This window comes from Paraburkholderia tuberum STM678 (assembly GCF_902833905.1).
GTDB lineage: Bacteria > Pseudomonadota > Gammaproteobacteria > Burkholderiales > Burkholderiaceae > Paraburkholderia > Paraburkholderia tuberum.
In genome coordinates this window covers 1-18,288 of record NZ_CADFGP010000071.1, presented here as the reverse complement: position 1 = coordinate 18,288, position 18,288 = coordinate 1, and the positions used below count along the sequence as shown (strand labels likewise).

The 18,288-nt window shown below is 64.8% G+C and carries 17 protein-coding genes; 13 read left to right on the top strand and 4 right to left on the bottom strand.

Features of this window, described 5'->3' with window-relative positions:
• Positions 1-65: 65 nt before the first annotated feature.
• Positions 66-1,313: a pyridoxal phosphate-dependent aminotransferase gene (locus tag HWY30_RS35545; RefSeq protein ID WP_090804591.1), complete on the bottom strand. Its 1,248-nt coding sequence runs from the start codon at positions 1,311-1,313 to the stop codon at positions 66-68.
• A gap of 448 nt (positions 1,314-1,761) precedes the next feature.
• Here HWY30_RS35545 and HWY30_RS35540 point away from each other — a divergent pair, with 448 nt between their 5' ends.
• From HWY30_RS35540 to HWY30_RS35485, 13 genes are all read left to right on the top strand, one after another.
• Positions 1,762-2,136 carry an Mth938-like domain-containing protein gene (locus tag HWY30_RS35540; RefSeq protein ID WP_090804589.1) on the top strand — a complete coding sequence of 125 codons (375 nt, stop codon included), beginning with the start codon at positions 1,762-1,764 and terminating at the stop codon, positions 2,134-2,136.
• 95 nt (positions 2,137-2,231) lie between these two features.
• Positions 2,232-4,082 carry an ArnT family glycosyltransferase gene (locus HWY30_RS35535; protein ID WP_090804587.1) on the top strand — a complete coding sequence of 617 codons (1,851 nt, stop codon included), beginning with the start codon at positions 2,232-2,234 and terminating at the stop codon, positions 4,080-4,082.
• Between the two features lie 24 nt (positions 4,083-4,106).
• Positions 4,107-4,478, top strand: coding sequence for an SMR family transporter (locus HWY30_RS35530; protein WP_013089326.1), 372 nt, complete (start codon positions 4,107-4,109; stop codon positions 4,476-4,478).
• A gap of 176 nt (positions 4,479-4,654) precedes the next feature.
• Positions 4,655-5,806 (top strand): DegT/DnrJ/EryC1/StrS family aminotransferase, encoded by a 1,152-nt coding sequence (locus tag HWY30_RS35525; protein WP_090805742.1) that lies wholly within the window; start codon positions 4,655-4,657, stop codon positions 5,804-5,806.
• A gap of 6 nt (positions 5,807-5,812) precedes the next feature.
• A complete protein-coding gene (locus HWY30_RS35520; RefSeq protein WP_090804585.1) occupies positions 5,813-6,856 on the top strand; it encodes a glycosyltransferase in 1,044 nt (347 codons plus the stop codon).
• Positions 6,853-7,782, top strand: coding sequence for a formyltransferase (locus HWY30_RS35515; RefSeq protein ID WP_090804583.1), 930 nt, complete (start codon positions 6,853-6,855; stop codon positions 7,780-7,782). Before HWY30_RS35520 ends, HWY30_RS35515 begins: the two co-directional genes overlap by 4 nt.
• Positions 7,779-8,825, top strand: coding sequence for a bifunctional UDP-4-keto-pentose/UDP-xylose synthase (locus HWY30_RS35510; protein WP_090804581.1), 1,047 nt, complete (start codon positions 7,779-7,781; stop codon positions 8,823-8,825). The genes HWY30_RS35515 and HWY30_RS35510 overlap by 4 nt, the downstream gene beginning before the upstream one ends.
• A gap of 10 nt (positions 8,826-8,835) precedes the next feature.
• Positions 8,836-9,729 (top strand): polysaccharide deacetylase family protein, encoded by an 894-nt coding sequence (locus HWY30_RS35505; protein ID WP_090804579.1) that lies wholly within the window; start codon positions 8,836-8,838, stop codon positions 9,727-9,729.
• 208 nt (positions 9,730-9,937) lie between these two features.
• Positions 9,938-10,399 (top strand): peroxiredoxin, encoded by a 462-nt coding sequence (locus HWY30_RS35500; RefSeq protein ID WP_090804577.1) that lies wholly within the window; start codon positions 9,938-9,940, stop codon positions 10,397-10,399.
• A 117-nt stretch (positions 10,400-10,516) separates the two neighbouring features.
• Positions 10,517-10,651, top strand: coding sequence for a hypothetical protein (locus tag HWY30_RS42595; protein WP_260321379.1), 135 nt, complete (start codon positions 10,517-10,519; stop codon positions 10,649-10,651).
• A gap of 103 nt (positions 10,652-10,754) precedes the next feature.
• Positions 10,755-12,602 (top strand): PhoH family protein, encoded by a 1,848-nt coding sequence (locus HWY30_RS35495; RefSeq protein WP_090804575.1) that lies wholly within the window; start codon positions 10,755-10,757, stop codon positions 12,600-12,602.
• 211 nt (positions 12,603-12,813) lie between these two features.
• Complete coding sequence (locus HWY30_RS35490; protein WP_090804573.1) at positions 12,814-13,956, top strand: C40 family peptidase; 1,143 nt, start codon at positions 12,814-12,816, stop codon at positions 13,954-13,956.
• A 51-nt stretch (positions 13,957-14,007) separates the two neighbouring features.
• Complete coding sequence (locus tag HWY30_RS35485) at positions 14,008-14,814, top strand: SDR family oxidoreductase (RefSeq protein WP_090804571.1); 807 nt, start codon at positions 14,008-14,010, stop codon at positions 14,812-14,814.
• Between the two features lie 141 nt (positions 14,815-14,955).
• Here HWY30_RS35485 and HWY30_RS35480 read toward each other — a convergent pair whose 3' ends face one another.
• The 3 genes from HWY30_RS35480 to HWY30_RS35470 form a co-directional block, all read right to left on the bottom strand.
• Positions 14,956-15,966 (bottom strand): inorganic phosphate transporter, encoded by a 1,011-nt coding sequence (locus tag HWY30_RS35480; protein ID WP_090804569.1) that lies wholly within the window; start codon positions 15,964-15,966, stop codon positions 14,956-14,958.
• The gene (locus HWY30_RS35475; protein ID WP_090804567.1) at positions 15,966-16,592 is read right to left on the bottom strand and encodes a DUF47 domain-containing protein; all 627 of its coding nucleotides are present in this window, start codon (positions 16,590-16,592) and stop codon (positions 15,966-15,968) included. Before HWY30_RS35475 ends, HWY30_RS35480 begins: the two co-directional genes overlap by 1 nt.
• A gap of 115 nt (positions 16,593-16,707) precedes the next feature.
• The gene (locus HWY30_RS35470; protein WP_090804563.1) at positions 16,708-18,096 is read right to left on the bottom strand and encodes a replicative DNA helicase; all 1,389 of its coding nucleotides are present in this window, start codon (positions 18,094-18,096) and stop codon (positions 16,708-16,710) included.
• Positions 18,097-18,288 lie beyond the last annotated feature (192 nt).

Genomic DNA, 18,288 nt, shown 5'->3' with positions numbered 1-18,288 from the left:
CGGGGGTGGCACGAGCGGCGCGCCTCATTTGACACATCAGGCGCCACATCGTACGCGACCCCGGCTCAGGCTGTGTGACGTTTGCGGTAGCCGTCGAGGAAGCGCGCGATCCGGTTGATCGAATCCGCGAGGTCGTCGACGTTCGGCAGGAACACGACACGGAAGTGATCCGGCGTCTTCCAGTTGAAGCCAGTGCCCTGCACGAGCAGCACGCGCTCTTCGAGCAGCAGGTCGAGGATGAACTGCTGGTCGTTCTGGATCGGATACACCTTCGGGTCGAGGCGCGGGAACATGTACAGCGCCGCCTCGGGCTTCACGCAGCTCACGCCGGGGATCGCCGTCAGCATGTCGTAGGCGAGCTCGCGCTGCTTGTACAGGCGCCCGCCCGGCACGATCAGGTCGTTGATGCTCTGATAGCCGCCGAGCGCGGTCTGGATCGCGTACTGGCCGGGCACGTTCGGGCACAGCCGCATCGACGCGAGGATGCCGAGCCCTTCCAGATAGTCTTTCGCGAGCCGGCGGTTCTCGCCGGTCAGGCCCGAAATGGCCATCCAGCCGGCGCGATAGCCGCACGAGCGGTAGCTCTTCGACAGGCTGTTGAACGTGACGGTCAGCACGTCTTCGGACAGCGACGCCAGCGACGTGTGCGTCTTGCCGTCGTAGACGATCTTGTCGTACACCTCGTCGGCGAAGATCACGAGGCCGTGCTGGCGCGCGATCTCGATCAGGCCGAGCAGCAGTTCGTCCGAGTACAGCGCGCCGGTCGGGTTGTTCGGGTTGATCACGACCAGCGCGCGCGTGTTCGGCGTGATTTTCGCGCGGATGTCATCGAGGTCGGGCATCCAGCTATTCGACTCGTCGCAGATGTAGTGCACCGGCGTGCCGCCCGCGAGGCTCACGCCGGCGGTCCACAGCGGGTAATCGGGCGCGGGCAGCAGCACTTCGTCGCCGTCGTTGACGAGGCCCTGGAGCGCCATCACGATCAGCTCGGACGCGCCGTTGCCGAGGTAGACGTCGTCCAGTTCGACGCCGTGCACGCCCTTTTTCTGCGTGTAGTGCATGATCGCCTTGCGCGCGGCGAACACGCCCTTCGAGTCGGAGTAGCCCGACGAGCTGGGCAGGTTCAGGATCATGTCCTGAATGATCTCGTCCGGCGCCTCGAAGCCGAACGGTGCCAGATTGCCGATGTTCAGCTTGATGATGCGGTGACCCTCTTCTTCGAGCCGCTTCGCATGTTCGAGGACGGGCCCGCGAATGTCGTAGCAGACATTCAACAACTTGTTGGATTTGAGAATCGGTTTCACGGCGGGCACTTCATCCTGGTTGATGGCTGGGGCAAACCTTGGGCAAACGGGGCCTGGCTGACGACGCCGGGCCGCTCTGATTCACCGCTACGGGGAATTCGGACGCGGCGGCGACGGCGGCCAGCCGCGAAATGGGTCGAACTGTCGAGCGGCCGCGGCTTTCCGGGTTCCGGCGTGGAAAAAAACGCAGCGAAAGCGGGCGATGCCAACCCAGGTGGCCGGTGGGCCACGCCGATGTGCCCAGCGCGGCTTGTGGCGGCACTTGAGCGAGGGGCGCCGCAAGGCGGCTAAAAAGTTATAATTTAGCGGATTTTGGCCGACTTCCGCAATGCACCACCGCATCGGCAAGCCTTTTCGGCCTTCTCGTGTGTGACACGCGTCGAACCGCGCGGCCTGTGCGACGTGCAGCCAGGCCGGCAACACGCATGACGTCTCACGACGACTTCGGAAAACCAATTTGAAATTACATCAGGATTCCAGCGGCGCGCTCAATACCGTTACCGGCTACGGCGCCGACTACGTCGAAATCAATCTGGTGCGTCACGCGGGCAGTATTCTCGTGCTGCCGGACGCGCCGGTCATTCCCTGGCCCGTCTCGTCGTTCGAGCAGTTGAGCGCCGAGCATTTCGCGATGCTGGTCGACGCCGCGCCCGAAGTGGTCGTGTTCGGCAGCGGCGAGCGGCTGCGCTTTCCGCACCCGCGCCTGACCGCCGCGCTGACCGCGAAACGCATCGGCGTAGAAACGATGGACTTCAAGGCCGCCTGCCGCACCTACAACATTCTGATGGCCGAGGGCCGCAAGGTCGCGGCCGCGTTGCTGATCGAGGCCTGAGCGTGCCTGGCGCCGGCGCGCCCGGCCGGCCCGGTTCTGGCCCCCCGCGTCGCGCCCGTGCGCGCGCCGTCGATAACAAGAAGGGTTGATATTTCATGAACGATACGCCGTCGAGGCTACCGCTCAATCGCACCGCGATCCTGTTGCTGGTGCTGGTTCTCGCCGTGATCTGGTTCGTGCCGCTCGGCTGGCGCCATCTGCTGCCGAGCGACGAAGGCCGCTACGCCGAAATGGCGCGCGAAATGTTCCTGACCGGCGACTGGATCACGCCGCGCTACAACGGCTACAAGTACTTCGAGAAGCCGCCGCTGCAAACCTGGGCGAACGCGCTGACGTTCGCGTGGTTCGGCATCGGCGAATGGCAGGCGCGTCTCTACACCGCGCTGACGGGCTTCGCCGGCGTGCTGCTGATCGGCTTTACCGGCGCCCGCGTGTTCAACGCGGCGACCGGCGTGTTCGCGGCACTCGTGCTCGCCTGTTCGCCGTACTGGAACCTGATGGGCCACTTCAATACGCTCGACATGGGCCTGTCGCTCTGGATGGCGCTCACGCTGTGCGCGCTGCTGCTCGCCCAGCGCCCGAACCTGCGGCCCCCATGCGTGCGCGGCTGGATGTGGGTGTGCTGGGCGTCGATGGCGCTGGCGGTGCTCTCGAAGGGCCTGGTTGGGCTGATCCTGCCGGGCGCGGTGCTGGTGCTCTACACGCTGATCGCGCGCGACTGGGCGCTGTGGAAGCGTCTGCATCTGGTGAGCGGGCTGATCGTTTTTCTCGCGATCGTGACGCCGTGGTTCGTCCTCGTGCAGCAGCGCAATCCGGAATTCCTGAACTTCTTCTTCGTCGTTCAGCAGTTCAAGCGCTATCTGACGCCCGAGCAGAATCGCCCCGGCGCGTTCTACTACTTCGTGCCAGTACTGCTGGTGGGCTTCCTGCCGTGGCTGTCGGTAACCGTGCAAAGCGTGCGCCACGCGTGGCGCCAGCCGCGTCAGCCGAACGGCTTCGCGCCGGTCACGCTGATGCTCACGTGGATCGTCTTCATTTTCCTGTTCTTCAGCGCGTCGCACTCGAAGCTGCTGTCCTACACGCTGCCGATCGCGCCGCCGATCGCGATGCTGATCGGCATGTATCTGCCGCTCGTCACGCGCGAGCAGCTGCGCCGGCATCTGGCGGGCTACGCGCTGTTTTTCGTGGTCGCCGCGTTCGCGGCGCTGTTCCTGCCGCGCTTCGGCACTGCGCGCAATCCGGCCGAGCTGTATGCCGAATACCGCGTGTGGGTGCTCGCCGCGCTAGCCGTCGCGTTCGTGCTCACGCTGTTCGCGCTGTGGCTGAACCGCCGCGGCCAGGGCGGCGTGGGCGCCAACGCGCGAGTCGGTCTCGGCAGCCTCGCCGCGTTCGGCGCGGGCTGGCTGCTGCTCGGCACCATCGCGGGCACCGGCCACGACGTGTTCGGGCGCCTGAGTTCCGGCGCGCCGCTCGCGCCCGCGATCAAGGCCGAACTCGCGAAGCTGCCGCCCGACACGCCGTTCTACTCGGTCGGCGTGCTCGATCACACGCTGCCGTTCTACGTCGGCCACACGATGATCATGGTCGCGCACCCGGACGAGCTCGCATTCGGCGTGTCCGTCGAGCCGCAAAAATGGGTGCCGACGGTCGACGCGTGGATCGAGCGCTGGAAGGCCGATCGCTACGCGCTCGCGCTGATCCCGCCGCCGACCTACGACCGCCTCGTCAAGCAAGGCGTGCCGATGCAGGTGATCGCGCGCGATCCGCGCCGCGTGGTGGTGATGAAGCCGCTCGCCGACGCGGCTGCCGCCGCCCCGGCCGCAGCGGCGGCGGCAGCACCCGCTACCCCCGCTACCCCCGCTAACGCCGCCTCGGCAGTCGTGGAAGTGAGGCCCGCGGCATCGGCCACGCCGGCCCCCGTCTCCACGCCCGCGGCAAAGCCCTAACCCTTTCGAGAACCAGACCGTTCGATGAACCCGATTTCCCTGTTCTGCATCCTGGCCGGCGTCACGCTGAATGCCGGCGCGCAGCTGCTGCTCAAGGCCGGCACGAATGCCGTTGGACACTTCGAATTCACCCGTGCGAACATCCTGCCCATCGGCTTCAAGCTGGCAACCCAGCCGCCGATCATCGGCGGACTCGCCTGCTACGTGATCAGCGTGGCGGTGTGGATCATCGGGCTCTCGCGCGTGGACGTGTCGATCGCCTATCCGATGCTGTCACTGGGCTACGTCGTCAACGCGATCGCCGCGTGGTACCTGTTCGGCGAAGTGATGTCGGTGCAGAAGCTGGTCGGCATCGGCATCATTCTCGTCGGCGTGGTCGTGCTCGCGCGCAGCTAGGCGCGGCGCCCCGCGTAGGAACCGGCGCGGCACACGCGCCGCCTAAGCGTGACGTAAGGTAGGCCGCGGTAAGCTGAGCGGTTGCGTTTTTTAAGCCGCGGCCTTGGGTTTGCGGGTAGTTTGTGGTTTACTTCGCGCCCGTCGGGCCGCGCCCCTTTCAATCGAGCGATGCATTCATGAGCCAGTCACAAGTCCCGTTTTTGCCGTTTGTCAAACCCGAGATCGACGAGGAAACGATCCAGGGCGTCGCCGACGTGCTGCGTTCCGGCTGGATCACCACCGGCCCGCAGAACCAGAAGTTCGAGGCCGCGCTGTCCGAGTTCTGCGGCGGCCGCCCGGTGCGCACCTTCAATTCCGGTACCGCGACGCTCGAAATCGGCCTGCGCATCGCCGGCGTCGGTCCCGGCGACGAAGTGATCACAACGCCGGCCACCTGGGTGTCGACCTGCAACGTGATCCTCGAAACCGGCGCGACGCCAGTGTTCGCCGACATCGACCCGATCACGCGCAACATCGATCTCGACCTGCTCGAAAAAGCGATCACGCCGCGCACCAAGGCGTTGCTGCCGGTGTTCCTGTCGGGCCTGCCGGTCGACATGGACCGTCTGTACGGGATCGCCCGCGCGCACGAGCTGCGCGTGATCGAAGACGCCGCGCAGGCATTCGGCTCCACCTGGAACGGCGAGCGCATCGGCAAGCTCGGCGACATCGTGTCGTTCAGCTTCCACGCGAACAAGAACCTGACCTCGGTCGAAGGCGGCGCGCTGGTGCTGAACAACGAGGAAGAAGCGGTGCTCGCGCAGAAGTACCGGCTGCAGGGCATCACGCGCACCGGCTTCGACGGCATGGACTGCGACGTGCTCGGCGGCAAGTACAACCTGACCGACGTCGCCGCGCGTGTCGGCCTCGGCCAGCTGCCGCATCTCGAGCGCTTCATCGCGCAGCGCAAGAAGCTCGTGCGCGCGTACTTCGCGCAACTCGAAGGCGGCGCGGCCGTTCAGCTCGGCGTCGGCCTGCCGCCCGCGGACTTCGAAAACAGCAACTGGCACATGTTCCAGATCACGCTGCCGCTCGAAAAACTGTCGATCGACCGCGCCGGCTTCATGGGCGAGCTGAAGGAGCGCGGCATCGGCTCGGGCGTGCACTACCCGGCGCTGCACCTGTTTTCCCTGTACCGCGCGCGCGGCTTCAAGGAAGGCATGTTCCCGCACGCGGAGCGCTTCGGCGCCACCACCGTCACGCTGCCACTCTTCACGCTGATGAACGAAGGCGACGTCGAGCGCGTGTGCCGCGCGGTCAACGAAATTTGCGAACACTACGGAAAATAAGCGGACATGACTTATTCGGAACATCGCGCCGTCGCACCGGAAGTGTCGATCATCATTCCGGTGTACAACGAGGAAGCCGGACTGGGCGCGCTGTTCGCGCGCCTCTATCCGGCGCTCGACGCGCTCGGCACCGGTTATGAAGTGATCTTCATCAACGACGGCAGCCGCGACAAATCCGCGGCGCTGCTCGCCGGGCAGTTCCGCGCGCGCCCCGACACCACGCGCGTGATCCTGCTGAACGGCAACTACGGCCAGCACATGGCGATTCTCGCGGGCTTCGAGCAGTCGCGCGGCGACATCGTGATCACGCTCGACGCCGACCTGCAGAATCCGCCCGAGGAAATCGGCAAGCTCGTCGCGAAGATGCGCGAAGGTTTCGACTACGTCGGCACGATCCGTCGGCAGCGCCAGGACAGCCTGTGGCGCCGCAAGGCGTCGCGCGCGATGAATCATCTGCGCGAGCGCATCACGCGCATCAAGATGACCGACCAGGGCTGCATGCTGCGCGCCTACAGCCGCCATATCGTCGATACGATCAACCGCTGCGGCGAAATCAACACGTTCATCCCGGCGCTCGCGTACACGTTCGCGCAGAATCCGGTGGAAATCGAGGTCGCGCACGAGGAACGCTTCGCCGGTGAGTCGAAGTACTCGCTGTACTCGCTGATCCGTCTGAATTTCGACCTCGTCACCGGCTTCTCGGTGGTGCCGCTGCAATGGCTGTCGTTCATCGGCGTGATCCTGTCGCTAGGGTCCGCGGCGCTGTTCGTCCTGCTGCTGATTCGCCGTTTCGTCATCGGCGCGGAAGTGCAAGGTGTGTTCACGCTGTTCGCCATCACGTTCTTCCTGCTCGGCGTGATCATCTTCGCGCTCGGCCTGCTCGGTGAATACATCGGCCGGATCTATCAGCAGGTGCGTGCGCGGCCGCGTTATCTGGTGCAGACCATTCTCGAGCAACGCGACGGCGGGGCCGTCGCCGAAGCGCCGCGTCAGACCGTCGTGCAAGGCGTGCAGCCGGTGCCGGTCGCCGACCAGGGACACCATCCATGAAGCCGCGCGCCGTCGTATTCGCGTATCACAACGTCGGCGTGCGCTGCCTGCAGGTGCTGCTCGCGCGCGGCGTCGAGGTCGCGCTCGTCGTGACCCACGAAGACAACCCGAGCGAGAACATCTGGTTCGGCAGCGTCGCATCGGTGGCAGCCGGGCACGGCATTGCCGTCGTCACGCCGGCCGATCCGAAGAGCCCCGAACTGCGCGCCGCGGTGAGCGCCGCGCGGCCGGACTTCATCTTCTCGTTCTACTACCGCCACATGTTGCCGCTCGACCTGCTCGCGATCGCCGCACGGGGCGCTTACAACATGCACGGCTCGCTGTTGCCGAAGTATCGCGGCCGCGTGCCGACCAACTGGGCGGTGCTCAACGGCGAAAACGAAACCGGCGCAACGCTGCACGAAATGGCCGCGAAGCCCGACGCCGGCGCGATCATTGCGCAAACACCGGTGCCGATCCTGCCCGACGACACCGCCGCGCAGGTCTTCGACAAGGTCACGGTCGCCGCCGAGCAAACGCTGTGGCGCGTGCTGCCGGCGCTGCTCGCGGGCGAGGCGCCGCATCTGCCGAACGATCTCGCGCATGGCAGCTACTACGGCGGGCGCAAACCGGAAGACGGCCGCATCGACTGGAATCAGTCCGCGCAACAGGTCTACAACCTGATCCGCGCGGTCGCGCCGCCGTATCCGGGCGCTTTCACCGAGCTGAACGGACGCCGTTTCATCGTCGCGCGCGCGCGTCTGGCCGCGCCCGGCGCGCTCCGCTCGGATTTGCCCCTGGGCCTGCACGTAAGCGATAATGCCGTTTTCGCGATCTGCGGCGACGGCCGCGCGATCAACATCCACGAATTGCGGCATCAGCACGACGGCGGCGAGTCTGCCGTCAGTCCGGCGGAATTCGCCCAGCTCATCCAATCTCATTCATGAAAAAAGTCCTGATTCTGGGTGTGAATGGCTTCATCGGCCATCACCTGTCCAAACGCATTCTCGAAACCACCGACTGGGAAGTGTTCGGGATGGACATGCAGACCGAACGTCTCGGCGACCTCGTCAATCATGAGCGGATGCACTTCTTCGAAGGCGACATCACGATCAACAAGGAATGGGTCGAATATCACGTCAAGAAGTGCGATGTGATTCTGCCGCTCGTCGCGATCGCCACGCCCGCAACGTATGTGAAGCAGCCGCTGCGCGTGTTCGAACTCGACTTCGAGGCGAACCTGCCGATCGTGCGTTCAGCCGTCAAGTACGGCAAGCATCTGGTGTTTCCGTCGACCTCCGAGGTCTACGGCATGTGCACGGACGAGCAGTTCGATCCGGAAGAATCGCAGCTGTCGTACGGCCCGATCAACAAGCCGCGCTGGATCTACGCGTGCTCGAAGCAGCTGATGGACCGCGTGATCTGGGGCTACGGCATGGAAGGCCTGAACTTCACGCTGTTTCGTCCGTTCAACTGGATCGGCCCGGGCCTCGACTCGATCTACACGCCGAAGGAAGGTAGCTCGCGCGTGGTCACGCAGTTCCTCGGCCACATCGTGCGCGGCGAGAACATCAGCCTCGTCGATGGCGGCGCGCAGAAGCGCGCGTTCACGGACATCGACGACGGCATCAGCGCGCTGATGAAGATCATCGAGAACAAGAACGGCGTCGCCACCGGCAAGATCTACAACATCGGCAACCCGATCAACAACTTCTCGGTGCGTGAGCTCGCGCACAAGATGCTGGCACTCGCGGCCGAATTCCCCGAATACGCGGACTTGGCCAGGAAAGTGCAACTGGTCGAAACGTCGTCGGGCGCGTACTACGGCAACGGCTATCAGGACGTGCAGAACCGCGTGCCGAAGATCGACAATACGAAGCAGGAACTCAGCTGGGCACCCACGTCGACTTTCGACGAAGCGCTGCGCAAGATTTTCGAAGCGTATCGCGGCCACGTCGCGGAAGCCCGCGCACTCGTCGAACAGCAATAAGGGCGCGTCCTTGGCTCGCATCGTCCTGAAGATCGACGTCGACACGCTGCGCGGCACCCGCGAAGGCGTGCCGAATCTCGCGCGCATCTTCGACCGCTTCAAGGCGCGCGCCACCTTCCTGTTCAGCCTCGGGCCCGACCACACCGGTTGGGCGATGCGCCGCGTGCTGCGGCCGGGCTTTCTGAAGAAGGTGTCGCGCACGTCGGTGGTCGAGCATTACGGCCTCAGGCAGTTGATGTACGGCGTGCTGCTGCCCGGTCCGGACATCGGCGCGAAGGCCGCGGCCGAGATGCGCGCGATCCACGAAGCCGGCTTCGAGTGCGGCATCCATACGTGGGATCACGTGTACTGGCAGGACAACGTGCGCGCCAAAGATCGCGCGTGGACCGTCGCGCAGATGCAGCGGAGCCACGCGCGGTTCATCGAGATATTCGGCGCGCCGCCCGTCACGCACGGCGCCGCGGGCTGGCAGATGAACGGCCACGCGTTCGAGCAGATCGACGCGTGGGGCATGCGCTACGCTTCCGACGGCCGCGGCCACTCGCCATATCTGCCGGTGGTCGACGGCAGGACGCTGAAGCACGTGCAGATGCCGACCACGCTCCCGACGCTCGACGAAGTGCTCGGTGTCGATGGTGTCGATACGCACAACGTCGCCGCGTGGATGCTGAAACGAACTGAAAAAAATCCGCACGACCAGGTGTTCACGCTGCACGCGGAACTCGAAGGACAGAAACTCGCGCCGGTTTTCGAACAGTTGCTCGAAGGCTGGCGCGCCCAGGGCCACACGTTCGCGACGATGGGCGATTACTACGCCACGCTAGACCGCGACACGCTGCCATCGTACCCTGTCGCGTGGGGCGAGATTCCGGGACGCTCCGGCGAACTGATCGTCCAGCCCTGAAGGCCCGCGACGCGGGAGCCGTTAGAAGGCGCGCCGCTTGTTGCCCGCCCGTTGCCGGCCTGTTGCCCGCCTGTCACCCGCTTCCTTGCCGGGTCTGACGATCGGACAACCGCGCGCCGACCGTATTCCCGAACAACAACAACCTCGACGACAGACCGGCCGACGCCGCGGCACCTAGCGACGCCAGCCCCAACAACCGGAGAACCTCGTGTCCATCGCAGTCGACCAACCCATCCCCGACTTCACCGCCGCCGCGACGGGCGGCGAAATCACGCTGTCAAAGCTGCGGGGCAAGAAGGTGGTGCTGTATTTCTATCCGAAGGACAACACGCCGGGCTGCACGACCGAAGGGTTGCAGTTCCGCGATCTGTATCCGAAGTTCAAGAAAGCCGGCGCGGAAGTGATCGGCGTGTCGCGCGACAGCCTGCGTTCGCATGACAACTTCAAGGCTAAGCTCGAACTACCCTTCCCGCTGATTTCCGACCCGGAAGAAACGCTGTGCGCCCTCTTCGCCGTCATTAAAATGAAGAAAATGTATGGCAAAGAGGTACGGGGAATCGAGCGCTCCACGTTCCTCATCGACGCCGATGGCGTGCTGCGCCACGAGTGGCGCGGCGTTAAAGTGCCGGGCCACGTCGACGACATTCTGGAGGCTGTACAAGCGCTTTGATGCGCGTTATATTGGCCCGCAATGAGTGCCTGTCCACCCCACATTGTTCTCCGCTGCGCCAGCCCTGACGGCCGCCTGACCGGATCCACCGGTGCCGTTCGGAGCGTGAGGCGCAACGTGAGCATCATCGTCGAGCCGCTTGCCCCGAATGCCGGGGCGGCGGCTTTTTTAATTGCGCGCGACCGTTCGTTCATCGGTTCACGCGCTTCCGTCAAGGAGCCTATCGAAAACCAGGCGAACCGGCATCTCTAGACCGAATGCGCGCCTCCTCGCGCAAACTCGATGTCCCATGAGGGCATCGTCAGAATGCGACGGGCGGCGCACGATATGTGACCCGATCATTTCGAGGGAAACCATGCCTTTGCCTACTCCCCCCAACAAGCTCGGCAATCTTTTGTCGCCTGACGAATACAAGGCCAAAGCCGTCACGCCCGCGCGCTCCGCCGCGAAAAAACAGGCGCGTGAAGGGGAATCCGCAGAGTCGGCCGATTACGGCCGCGTCAATGTCGCCACACCGATGGCGCACGCTGCCAACGCCGCCACCACGTTGTGGCCCGTGCCCGCCGTCGAGTCGCCGCCCGCCGCGCAACCCGCGCCCGCGCGCGGCCGCAAGGCGAGGCAGACCGCCGCGCTGTTGCAGCCGGTTCCGTCCGCACGCCCGCAGTTCGAAGCCGACGCGACAGAAGCGCAGCCGATCGTCGCACGCGCGCCTGCCGCGAAGCAGCGGACGGACGAAACAGCCGCCGCGCCCGCCGCAGCGAGCCCTGCCGCCACGCGCAAGAAACGTGGCGCGGGCGCCACGCCAGCCGAGGTGCAGAAGCTTTTCGTGCTCGACACCAACGTGCTGATGCACGATCCGAGCTGCCTGTTCCGCTTCGAGGAGCACGACGTCTATCTGCCGATGATGACGTTGGAAGAGCTCGACAACCACAAGAAGGGAATGTCGGAAGTCGCGCGTAACGCGCGTCAGGTGAGCCGCACGCTCGACGCGCTCGTCGCGAACGCGGGCGACATGGCCGACGGCATTTCGCTCGCGCGTCTGGGCAGCCGCGAGGCCTCCGGGCGGCTGTACTTCCAGACCCGCCTGACCGCGATCGAGCCGGTCGAAGGTCTGCCCGAAGGCAAGGCCGACAACCAGATCCTCGGCGTCGTGCGCGCGCTGCAGCGCGATCGCGCGGATCGCCAGGTCGTGCTGGTGTCGAAAGACATCAACATGCGCATCAAGGCGCATGCGCTCGGTCTGCCCGCCGAAGACTACTTCAACGACCAGGTGCTCGAGGACAGCGACCTGCTGTACACGGGCATCCGCGCCCTGCCGCAAGACTTCTGGACCAGGCACGCGAAGGGCATGGAAAGCTGGCAGGACACGAAAACCGGCACCACGTACTACCGCGTGACGGGTCCGCTGTGCGCATCGATGCTGGTCAACGAGTTCGTTTATCTGGAGCCGCAGAACGGCGAGCCCGCGTTTCATGCGCTGGTGCGCGAACTGAACGGCAAGACCGCGCTGCTGCAAACGCTGCGTGACTACGGCCACCACAAGAACAACGTGTGGGGCATCACGGCGCGCAATCGCGAGCAGAACTTCGCGCTGAACCTGCTGATGAATCCGGACATCGACTTCGTCACGCTGCTCGGCCAGGCCGGCACCGGCAAGACGCTGGTCGCACTCGCGGCGGGTCTCGCGCAGGTGCTCGACGACAAGCGCTACAACGAGATCATCGTGACGCGCGCGACGGTGCCGGTCGGCGAAGACATCGGCTTTCTGCCGGGCACCGAAGAGGAAAAGATGCAGCCGTGGATGGGTGCGTTCGACGACAACCTCGAAGTGCTGCAGAAAACCGACGACGCCGCCGGCGAATGGGGCCGCGCCGCGACCCAGGAGCTGATCCGCTCGCGCCTGAAGATCAAGAGCATGAACTTCATGCGCGGCCGCACGTTCGTCGACAAGTATCTGATCATCGACGAGGCGCAGAACCTGACGCCGAAGCAGATGAAGACGCTCGTCACGCGCGCCGGTCCGGGCACGAAGATCATCTGCCTTGGCAACATCGCGCAGATCGATACGCCTTACCTGACCGAGGGCAGTTCGGGCCTGACCTATGTGGTCGATCGCTTCAAGGGCTGGGCGCACAGCGGACACGTGACGCTCGCGCGCGGCGAGCGCTCGCGCCTCGCTGACTACGCGTCGGAGATTCTCTAGAGGTTCGCCGGTTTTTTCCGGCTTTTGATCGCAGGCCGCGTCCGGTTCGTTCCGGACGCGGCTTTTTTATTGCGCCGGCGTTCCACGCAGGCAACATTTAGCGCACAAACTTCAAGTAATTTATCAACAATTCTTGCCGCGGCCTTGTTGGGCGGCTACCATCCCGACATCCTCAGTGAGTAAATGGGCGCTTACCGCCCGTGCCGTCTTCATGCGCCGACTCGCCTTATCGCTGCTGCCCGTCCTGCTGCTCGCCGCCTGTGCCGGCGCGCCGCAGAAGACGTCGCGCGGGTCAGGCGGCAGCGTCGTCGCGAACGGCGCCTATCGCGCGCCGCCGCCCGGCTTTCCCCACTTCGTCGATCACAGCATCGGCCGCGAGGAAATCTCCATTCAGGCGATGAGTCTCGTCGGCGTGCCCTACCGGTGGGGCGGCAATACGCCCGACAGCGGCTTCGATTGCAGCGGGCTCGTGCGGTACGTCGTGCTGCGCGCGGCGTCGGTGAACCTGCCGCGCACGACGGCCGAGATGAGCGGGCGCGGCGAGTCGATCGAACCGGACGAAATCGCGCCAGGCGATCTGATCTTTTTCAACACGACGGGGCGCGCGCATTCGCACGTCGGCATCTACGTGGGCAAGCTGCGCTTCGTCAACGCGCCATCGACGGGCGGCACCGTGCGGCTCGACTATCTGACCAATCCCTACTGGGCGAAGCGCTTCGACGGCATCCGCCGGATGGCGGGACCGGCGGCGCCGTTCGATACGCCGAGCTATCAGGCTGCGGCGCCGCAAACCGAGCGAGGTGCTGCGGTCGCGGCGACGGGCACGGCAACAACCGTGGCAGTTCCGGCAGCGTCGATCTACGCGGGCCCGACGGCGCTGTCCAGCGCGTCGTCGATGGCAACGGCCCGGCCGGTCGCGAGCGCGACGCCGGCGACCCGTGCAGGCGGCGGCACGCCCGTCGTGCAAGCCGATCAATTCGAGCCGCCGCCGTCGGGCCTCGGCGCCGCGCAGCTGCAGGCACGCTCAGCGGGCGCCGTGGCAGCGACGATGGTCCCCGCGGCTCAGACGAGCACGTATGAAAGCGGCGCTCGTTCGCCCGCTCAACCGATGCAGTCCGCGACGACCGCCCGCACCCTTGCCCAACCTTCACCCGACCCGATCGACGCCGCCGCCGATGCATTCGAACCGCCGCCACCCGCCTCCATCGCGGAACGCCAGGCCCGGCAGATGCAGCAGACCGAAGGCACTGGATCCGTGCAGCTCATGCGTGCGTCGACGGCTTCCCACGGCGTGCCCGCACCCACGCAAAGCAGCGACGACCCGATTGCCCGTTTCGCAAACGGCAACTTCTGACGCCGTGATCTGCTATCGTCATCGATATTCTTTCGACGGCGGGTAACGACCATGGAACTCGGGCTCAGAAATAAGGTGGTGCTCATCACCGGCGGCAGCAAAGGCATCGGTTTCGCCTGCGCGCGCGCCTTCGCACAGGAAGGCGCGAAGGTCGCGATCGTGTCGCGCGACCCCGCCAACCTTGCGCGCGCCTACGAACAGCTGAAACAGGAAGGATTCCACGTGCACCGCACGCGCGCCGACCTGCACGAAGCGCACAGCGCCGCCGATATCGTCGAGGAAGTCAGCACCGCCGTGGGCCCGATCGACGTACTGATCAACAGTGCCGGCGCCGCGCGCCGGTACGACCCCGAGACGCTCGATGCCGACGCATTCCGCGCGACGATGGAAGCGAAGTATTTCCCGTATATCTATCCGCAGCAGGAAGTGCTGCGCCGTATGGCCGAGCGCGCGAAAGCCAACGGCGGTGCCGAGCCGGGCACGATCGTCAATATCATCGGCATGGGCGGCAAGGTCGCGAGCGACATCCATATCGCAGGCGGCGCGGCCAACGCGGCGCTGATGCTCGCGACCGTCGGCCTCGCGCACTACTACGCGCGCTATGGCATCCGCATCAACGCGATCAATCCGGGCTCGACGCTGACCGAGCGCGTCGAGGAAGCGGTCCGGCTGGAAGCGGCGCAGCAAGGCATCGGCAACGACGAAGCGCTGGCGCGCGGCCAGGCCCGGATGCCGCTCGGGCGCTATGCAAAGCCGGAGGAAATCGCCGACGTGGCGCTGTTCCTCGCGAGCCGCCGCGCGAGCTATGTGACGGGCGCGATCATTCCGATGGATGGTGCGAATGCGCCGCTGATCTGAACGCGTCGTGCAACGCGCTTTTTAGTCGAACTGCGTAGGGACACCGGTGCGATGCCATGGGCGGCATGTCGCCGAAGCCCGCGCGTGCTGTTCAGCTAAACTCAGCCGACCCCGGCAGCGCAGGTCTGCATCGCATGGTGATTACAGGAAGTGGTGGCCCAGCCACCAGGCCCCGCCGGACAGCACCGCGGAAGCCGGGATCGTCAGAATCCAGGCCCAGACGATGTTGCCGGCGACACCCCAGCGCACCGCGCTCAGCTTCTGCGTCGCGCCGACTCCGACGATCGCGCCGGTGATCGTATGCGTGGTAGAGACGGGAATGCCGAGCGCCGAGGCGGTAAAAAGCGTGATCGCTCCGCCCGCCTCCGCGCAGAAGCCGCCGACCGGCTTCAATTTCGTGATTTTCTGGCCCATCGTGCGCACGATGCGCCAGCCACCGAACAGCGTACCGAGACCCATCGACAGATAGCAGCCGCCGATCACCCACAGCGGCGGCGCGTCCGCCTTCATCGACGCGAAGCCGGTGGCGATCAGTAGCATCCAGATGATGCCGATGGTTTTCTGCGCGTCGTTGCCACCGTGACCCAGGCTGTACAGGCCAGCGGAGAACAATTGCAGACGCCTGAAGCGACGGTCGACCTTGCTAGGCGGCGTGCGGAAGTAGAGCCACGACACCAGCAGCATGAAAAACGAGCCGAGCACGAAGCCGAGCAGCGGTGAAATGAAGATGAACGCGACGGTCTTCATCAGGCCATCCCAGTTCAGCGATCCCCAGCCCGACTTCGCGAGCGCCGCACCCACGAGGCCGCCGATCAGCGCGTGCGACGAACTGGACGGAATGCCGTAGACCCAGGTGATCACGTTCCACGCGATCGCGCCGACCAACGCGCCGAAGATCACGTAGTGGTCGACGATGTCCGGGTCGATCGTGCCCTTGCCGACGGTCGCGGCCACCTTCAGGTGAAACACGAAATACGCGATGACGTTGAACGCCGCCGCGAACGCCACCGCCTGCTGTGGCTTCAGCACGCCGGTCGACACGACCGTGGCGATCGAATTCGCCGCGTCGTGAAAACCGTTCATGAAGTCGAACACCAAAGCAATGGCAACCAGGCCGGTGACGACCCAGATAGCGAGTTGTATCGATTGCATTATGCGTTTTCCAGCACGATGCCTTCGATGATGTTGGCCACATCCTCACACTTGTCCGTGATCGTTTCGAGCAGCTCGTAGATCGCCTTGAGCTTGATCAGGACCTTGACGTCGTCTTCCTCGCGGAACAGCTTCGACATCGCCGCGCGCAGCACGCTGTCGGCTTCCGATTCGAGCCGGTCGATGTCCTCGCAGGCCTTCAGGATCTGGCTCGCCTGCTTCATGTCCGACAGCAGGCTGACCGCGAACTGCACGCGCTCGCAGGTTGCCGTGCAGATATGCGCGAGCTGGCTCGCCTCCGACGTGACCGCTTGCACGTCGTACAGCGAGATCGCGGTGGCGACGTCCTCCATCAGGTCGAGGATGTCGTCCATCGTCGTGATCAGCTTGTGGATCTCGTCGCGGTCGAGCGGCGTGATGAAGGTCTTGTGCAGCAGGTCGATGGCTTCGTGCGTGAGCTTGTCGGCCGCTTTCTCGGCCTTTTGTACGTTCTGCTTGTGGGTTTCGGCGTCCTGCAGATTGTCGATCAGGAGTTCGAGTTCGCGGCTTGCCGAGATGATGCACGTTGCGTGCGAATTGAAGATTTCAAAGAACTTGCCCTCGGTGGGCATGAATCGACCGAACATTGGGATCCTGGAAATGGGTCACGTTATGGCTGACATAAAAGCGCCATATTGTACCGTTCCGCCATCGTTGCCGCACTCGCGACAGCGCCGTTACAACAGCCCACGGCGCCTTGCGTCACTCGCCGCCGTAGAAGTTCTGCGCGCCCGCAAAGTTGTCGAACTTCGTGTATTGGCCGTGGAACGTGAGCCGAACGGGACCGATCGGACCGTTCCGCTGCTTGCCGATGATGATCTCCGCAGTGCCCTTGTCGGGGCTGTCCGGGTTGTACACTTCGTCGCGGTAGATGAACAGGATCACGTCGGCGTCCTGTTCGATAGCGCCCGATTCGCGCAGGTCCGACATGATTGGCCGCTTGTTGGGCCGCTGCTCGAGACCGCGGTTCAGCTGCGACAACGCGATCACCGGCACGTCGAGCTCCTTCGCGAGGCTCTTCAACGAACGCGAGATTTCCGAGATCTCGGTCGCGCGGTTTTCGCCCGACGACGAGCCGCTCATCAGCTGCAGATAGTCGATGATGATCAGTCCGAGCTTGCCGCACTGGCGCGATAGCCGGCGCGCGCGCGAGCGCAGTTCCATCGGGTTCAGACCGCCGGTTTCGTCGATGAAGATCTGTGCCTCGCTCATTTTCTGCACCGCATGCGTGAGCTTCGGCCAATCCTCGTCGGTCAGACGCCCGGTTCGCATGCGATGCTGATCGAGCCGGCCGACCGAGCCCAGCATACGCATCGTGAGCTGCGTGCCCGGCATTTCCATCGAGAACACCGCGACGGGTAGTCCGTACTCGACCGCGACGTATTCGCCGACGTTCATCGAAAACGCCGTCTTACCCATCGACGGACGGCCCGCGACGATGATCAGCTCGCCGCCGTGCATGCCCGAGGTCATACGATCCAGATCGACGAAGCCGGTCGGCGTGCCGGTCACGTCGCTCGGATTGGCGGTGTGATAGAGCGTGTCGATCCGCTCGACCACCTGGGTCAGCAGCGGCCCGATCTCGAGAAAGCCCTGGGTGCCGCGCGCGCCGTCTTCGGCGATCGAGAACACCTTCGATTCCGCTTCGTCCAGCAATTGCCGGACTTCCTTGCCTTGCGGGTTGAACGCGTCGGCGGAGATTTCATCGGCGACGGACACGAGCCGGCGCAGCACCGCGCGGTCGCGCACGATTTCCGCATAGCGGCGGATGTTGGCCGCGCTCGGCGTGTTCTGCGCGAGCGCGTTCAGGTAAGCGAGGCCGCCGACCTCTTCCGCCTTGCCCGAGGTGCCGAGCGCTTCGTAGACGGTGACCACGTCGGCCGGCCGCGTGGCCGCAATCAGCTTGCCGATGTGCTCGAAGATGATGCGGTGGTCGTAGCGGTAGAAGTCGCTTTGCGCGAGGAAGTCGGCGATGCGGTCCCAGGCCGCGTTATCGAGCAGCAGGCCGCCCAGCACCGATTGCTCGGCTTCGATCGAATGCGGCGGGACTTTCAGCGACTCGAGTTGGGGATCTTTGGACGGTGCGTTCATGGGGAGGAATTATCGGGCAATCCGGCGACGGCTGCGAGCGGAAAAAACGCAAATACGGGGATATCCGAGAGATAGTCGGGCAATCGGGTAGGAGGCGGGGTTGCCCCCGCCGTCCTCCCACAACACCGGACGTACGGATCACGTATCCGGCGTTTCCTGACGACTGGATTGCTCCAGCGAGCTTCGTTTCGT

Coding starts and splice junctions, on each gene's coding strand:
- HWY30_RS35535 (WP_090804587.1), top strand. CDS start 2,232: ATGAACGATACGCCGTCGAGGCTACCGCTCAATCGCACCGCGATCCTG.
- HWY30_RS35530 (WP_013089326.1), top strand. CDS start 4,107: ATGAACCCGATTTCCCTGTTCTGCATCCTGGCCGGCGTCACGCTGAAT.
- HWY30_RS35525 (WP_090805742.1), top strand. CDS start 4,655: ATGAGCCAGTCACAAGTCCCGTTTTTGCCGTTTGTCAAACCCGAGATC.
- HWY30_RS35520 (WP_090804585.1), top strand. CDS start 5,813: ATGACTTATTCGGAACATCGCGCCGTCGCACCGGAAGTGTCGATCATC.
- HWY30_RS35515 (WP_090804583.1), top strand. CDS start 6,853: ATGAAGCCGCGCGCCGTCGTATTCGCGTATCACAACGTCGGCGTGCGC.
- HWY30_RS35510 (WP_090804581.1), top strand. CDS start 7,779: ATGAAAAAAGTCCTGATTCTGGGTGTGAATGGCTTCATCGGCCATCAC.
- HWY30_RS35495 (WP_090804575.1), top strand. CDS start 10,755: ATGCCTTTGCCTACTCCCCCCAACAAGCTCGGCAATCTTTTGTCGCCT.
- HWY30_RS35490 (WP_090804573.1), top strand. CDS start 12,814: ATGCGCCGACTCGCCTTATCGCTGCTGCCCGTCCTGCTGCTCGCCGCC.
- HWY30_RS35485 (WP_090804571.1), top strand. CDS start 14,008: ATGGAACTCGGGCTCAGAAATAAGGTGGTGCTCATCACCGGCGGCAGC.
- HWY30_RS35480 (WP_090804569.1), bottom strand. CDS start 15,966: ATGCAATCGATACAACTCGCTATCTGGGTCGTCACCGGCCTGGTTGCC.
- HWY30_RS35475 (WP_090804567.1), bottom strand. CDS start 16,592: ATGTTCGGTCGATTCATGCCCACCGAGGGCAAGTTCTTTGAAATCTTC.
- HWY30_RS35470 (WP_090804563.1), bottom strand. CDS start 18,096: ATGAACGCACCGTCCAAAGATCCCCAACTCGAGTCGCTGAAAGTCCCG.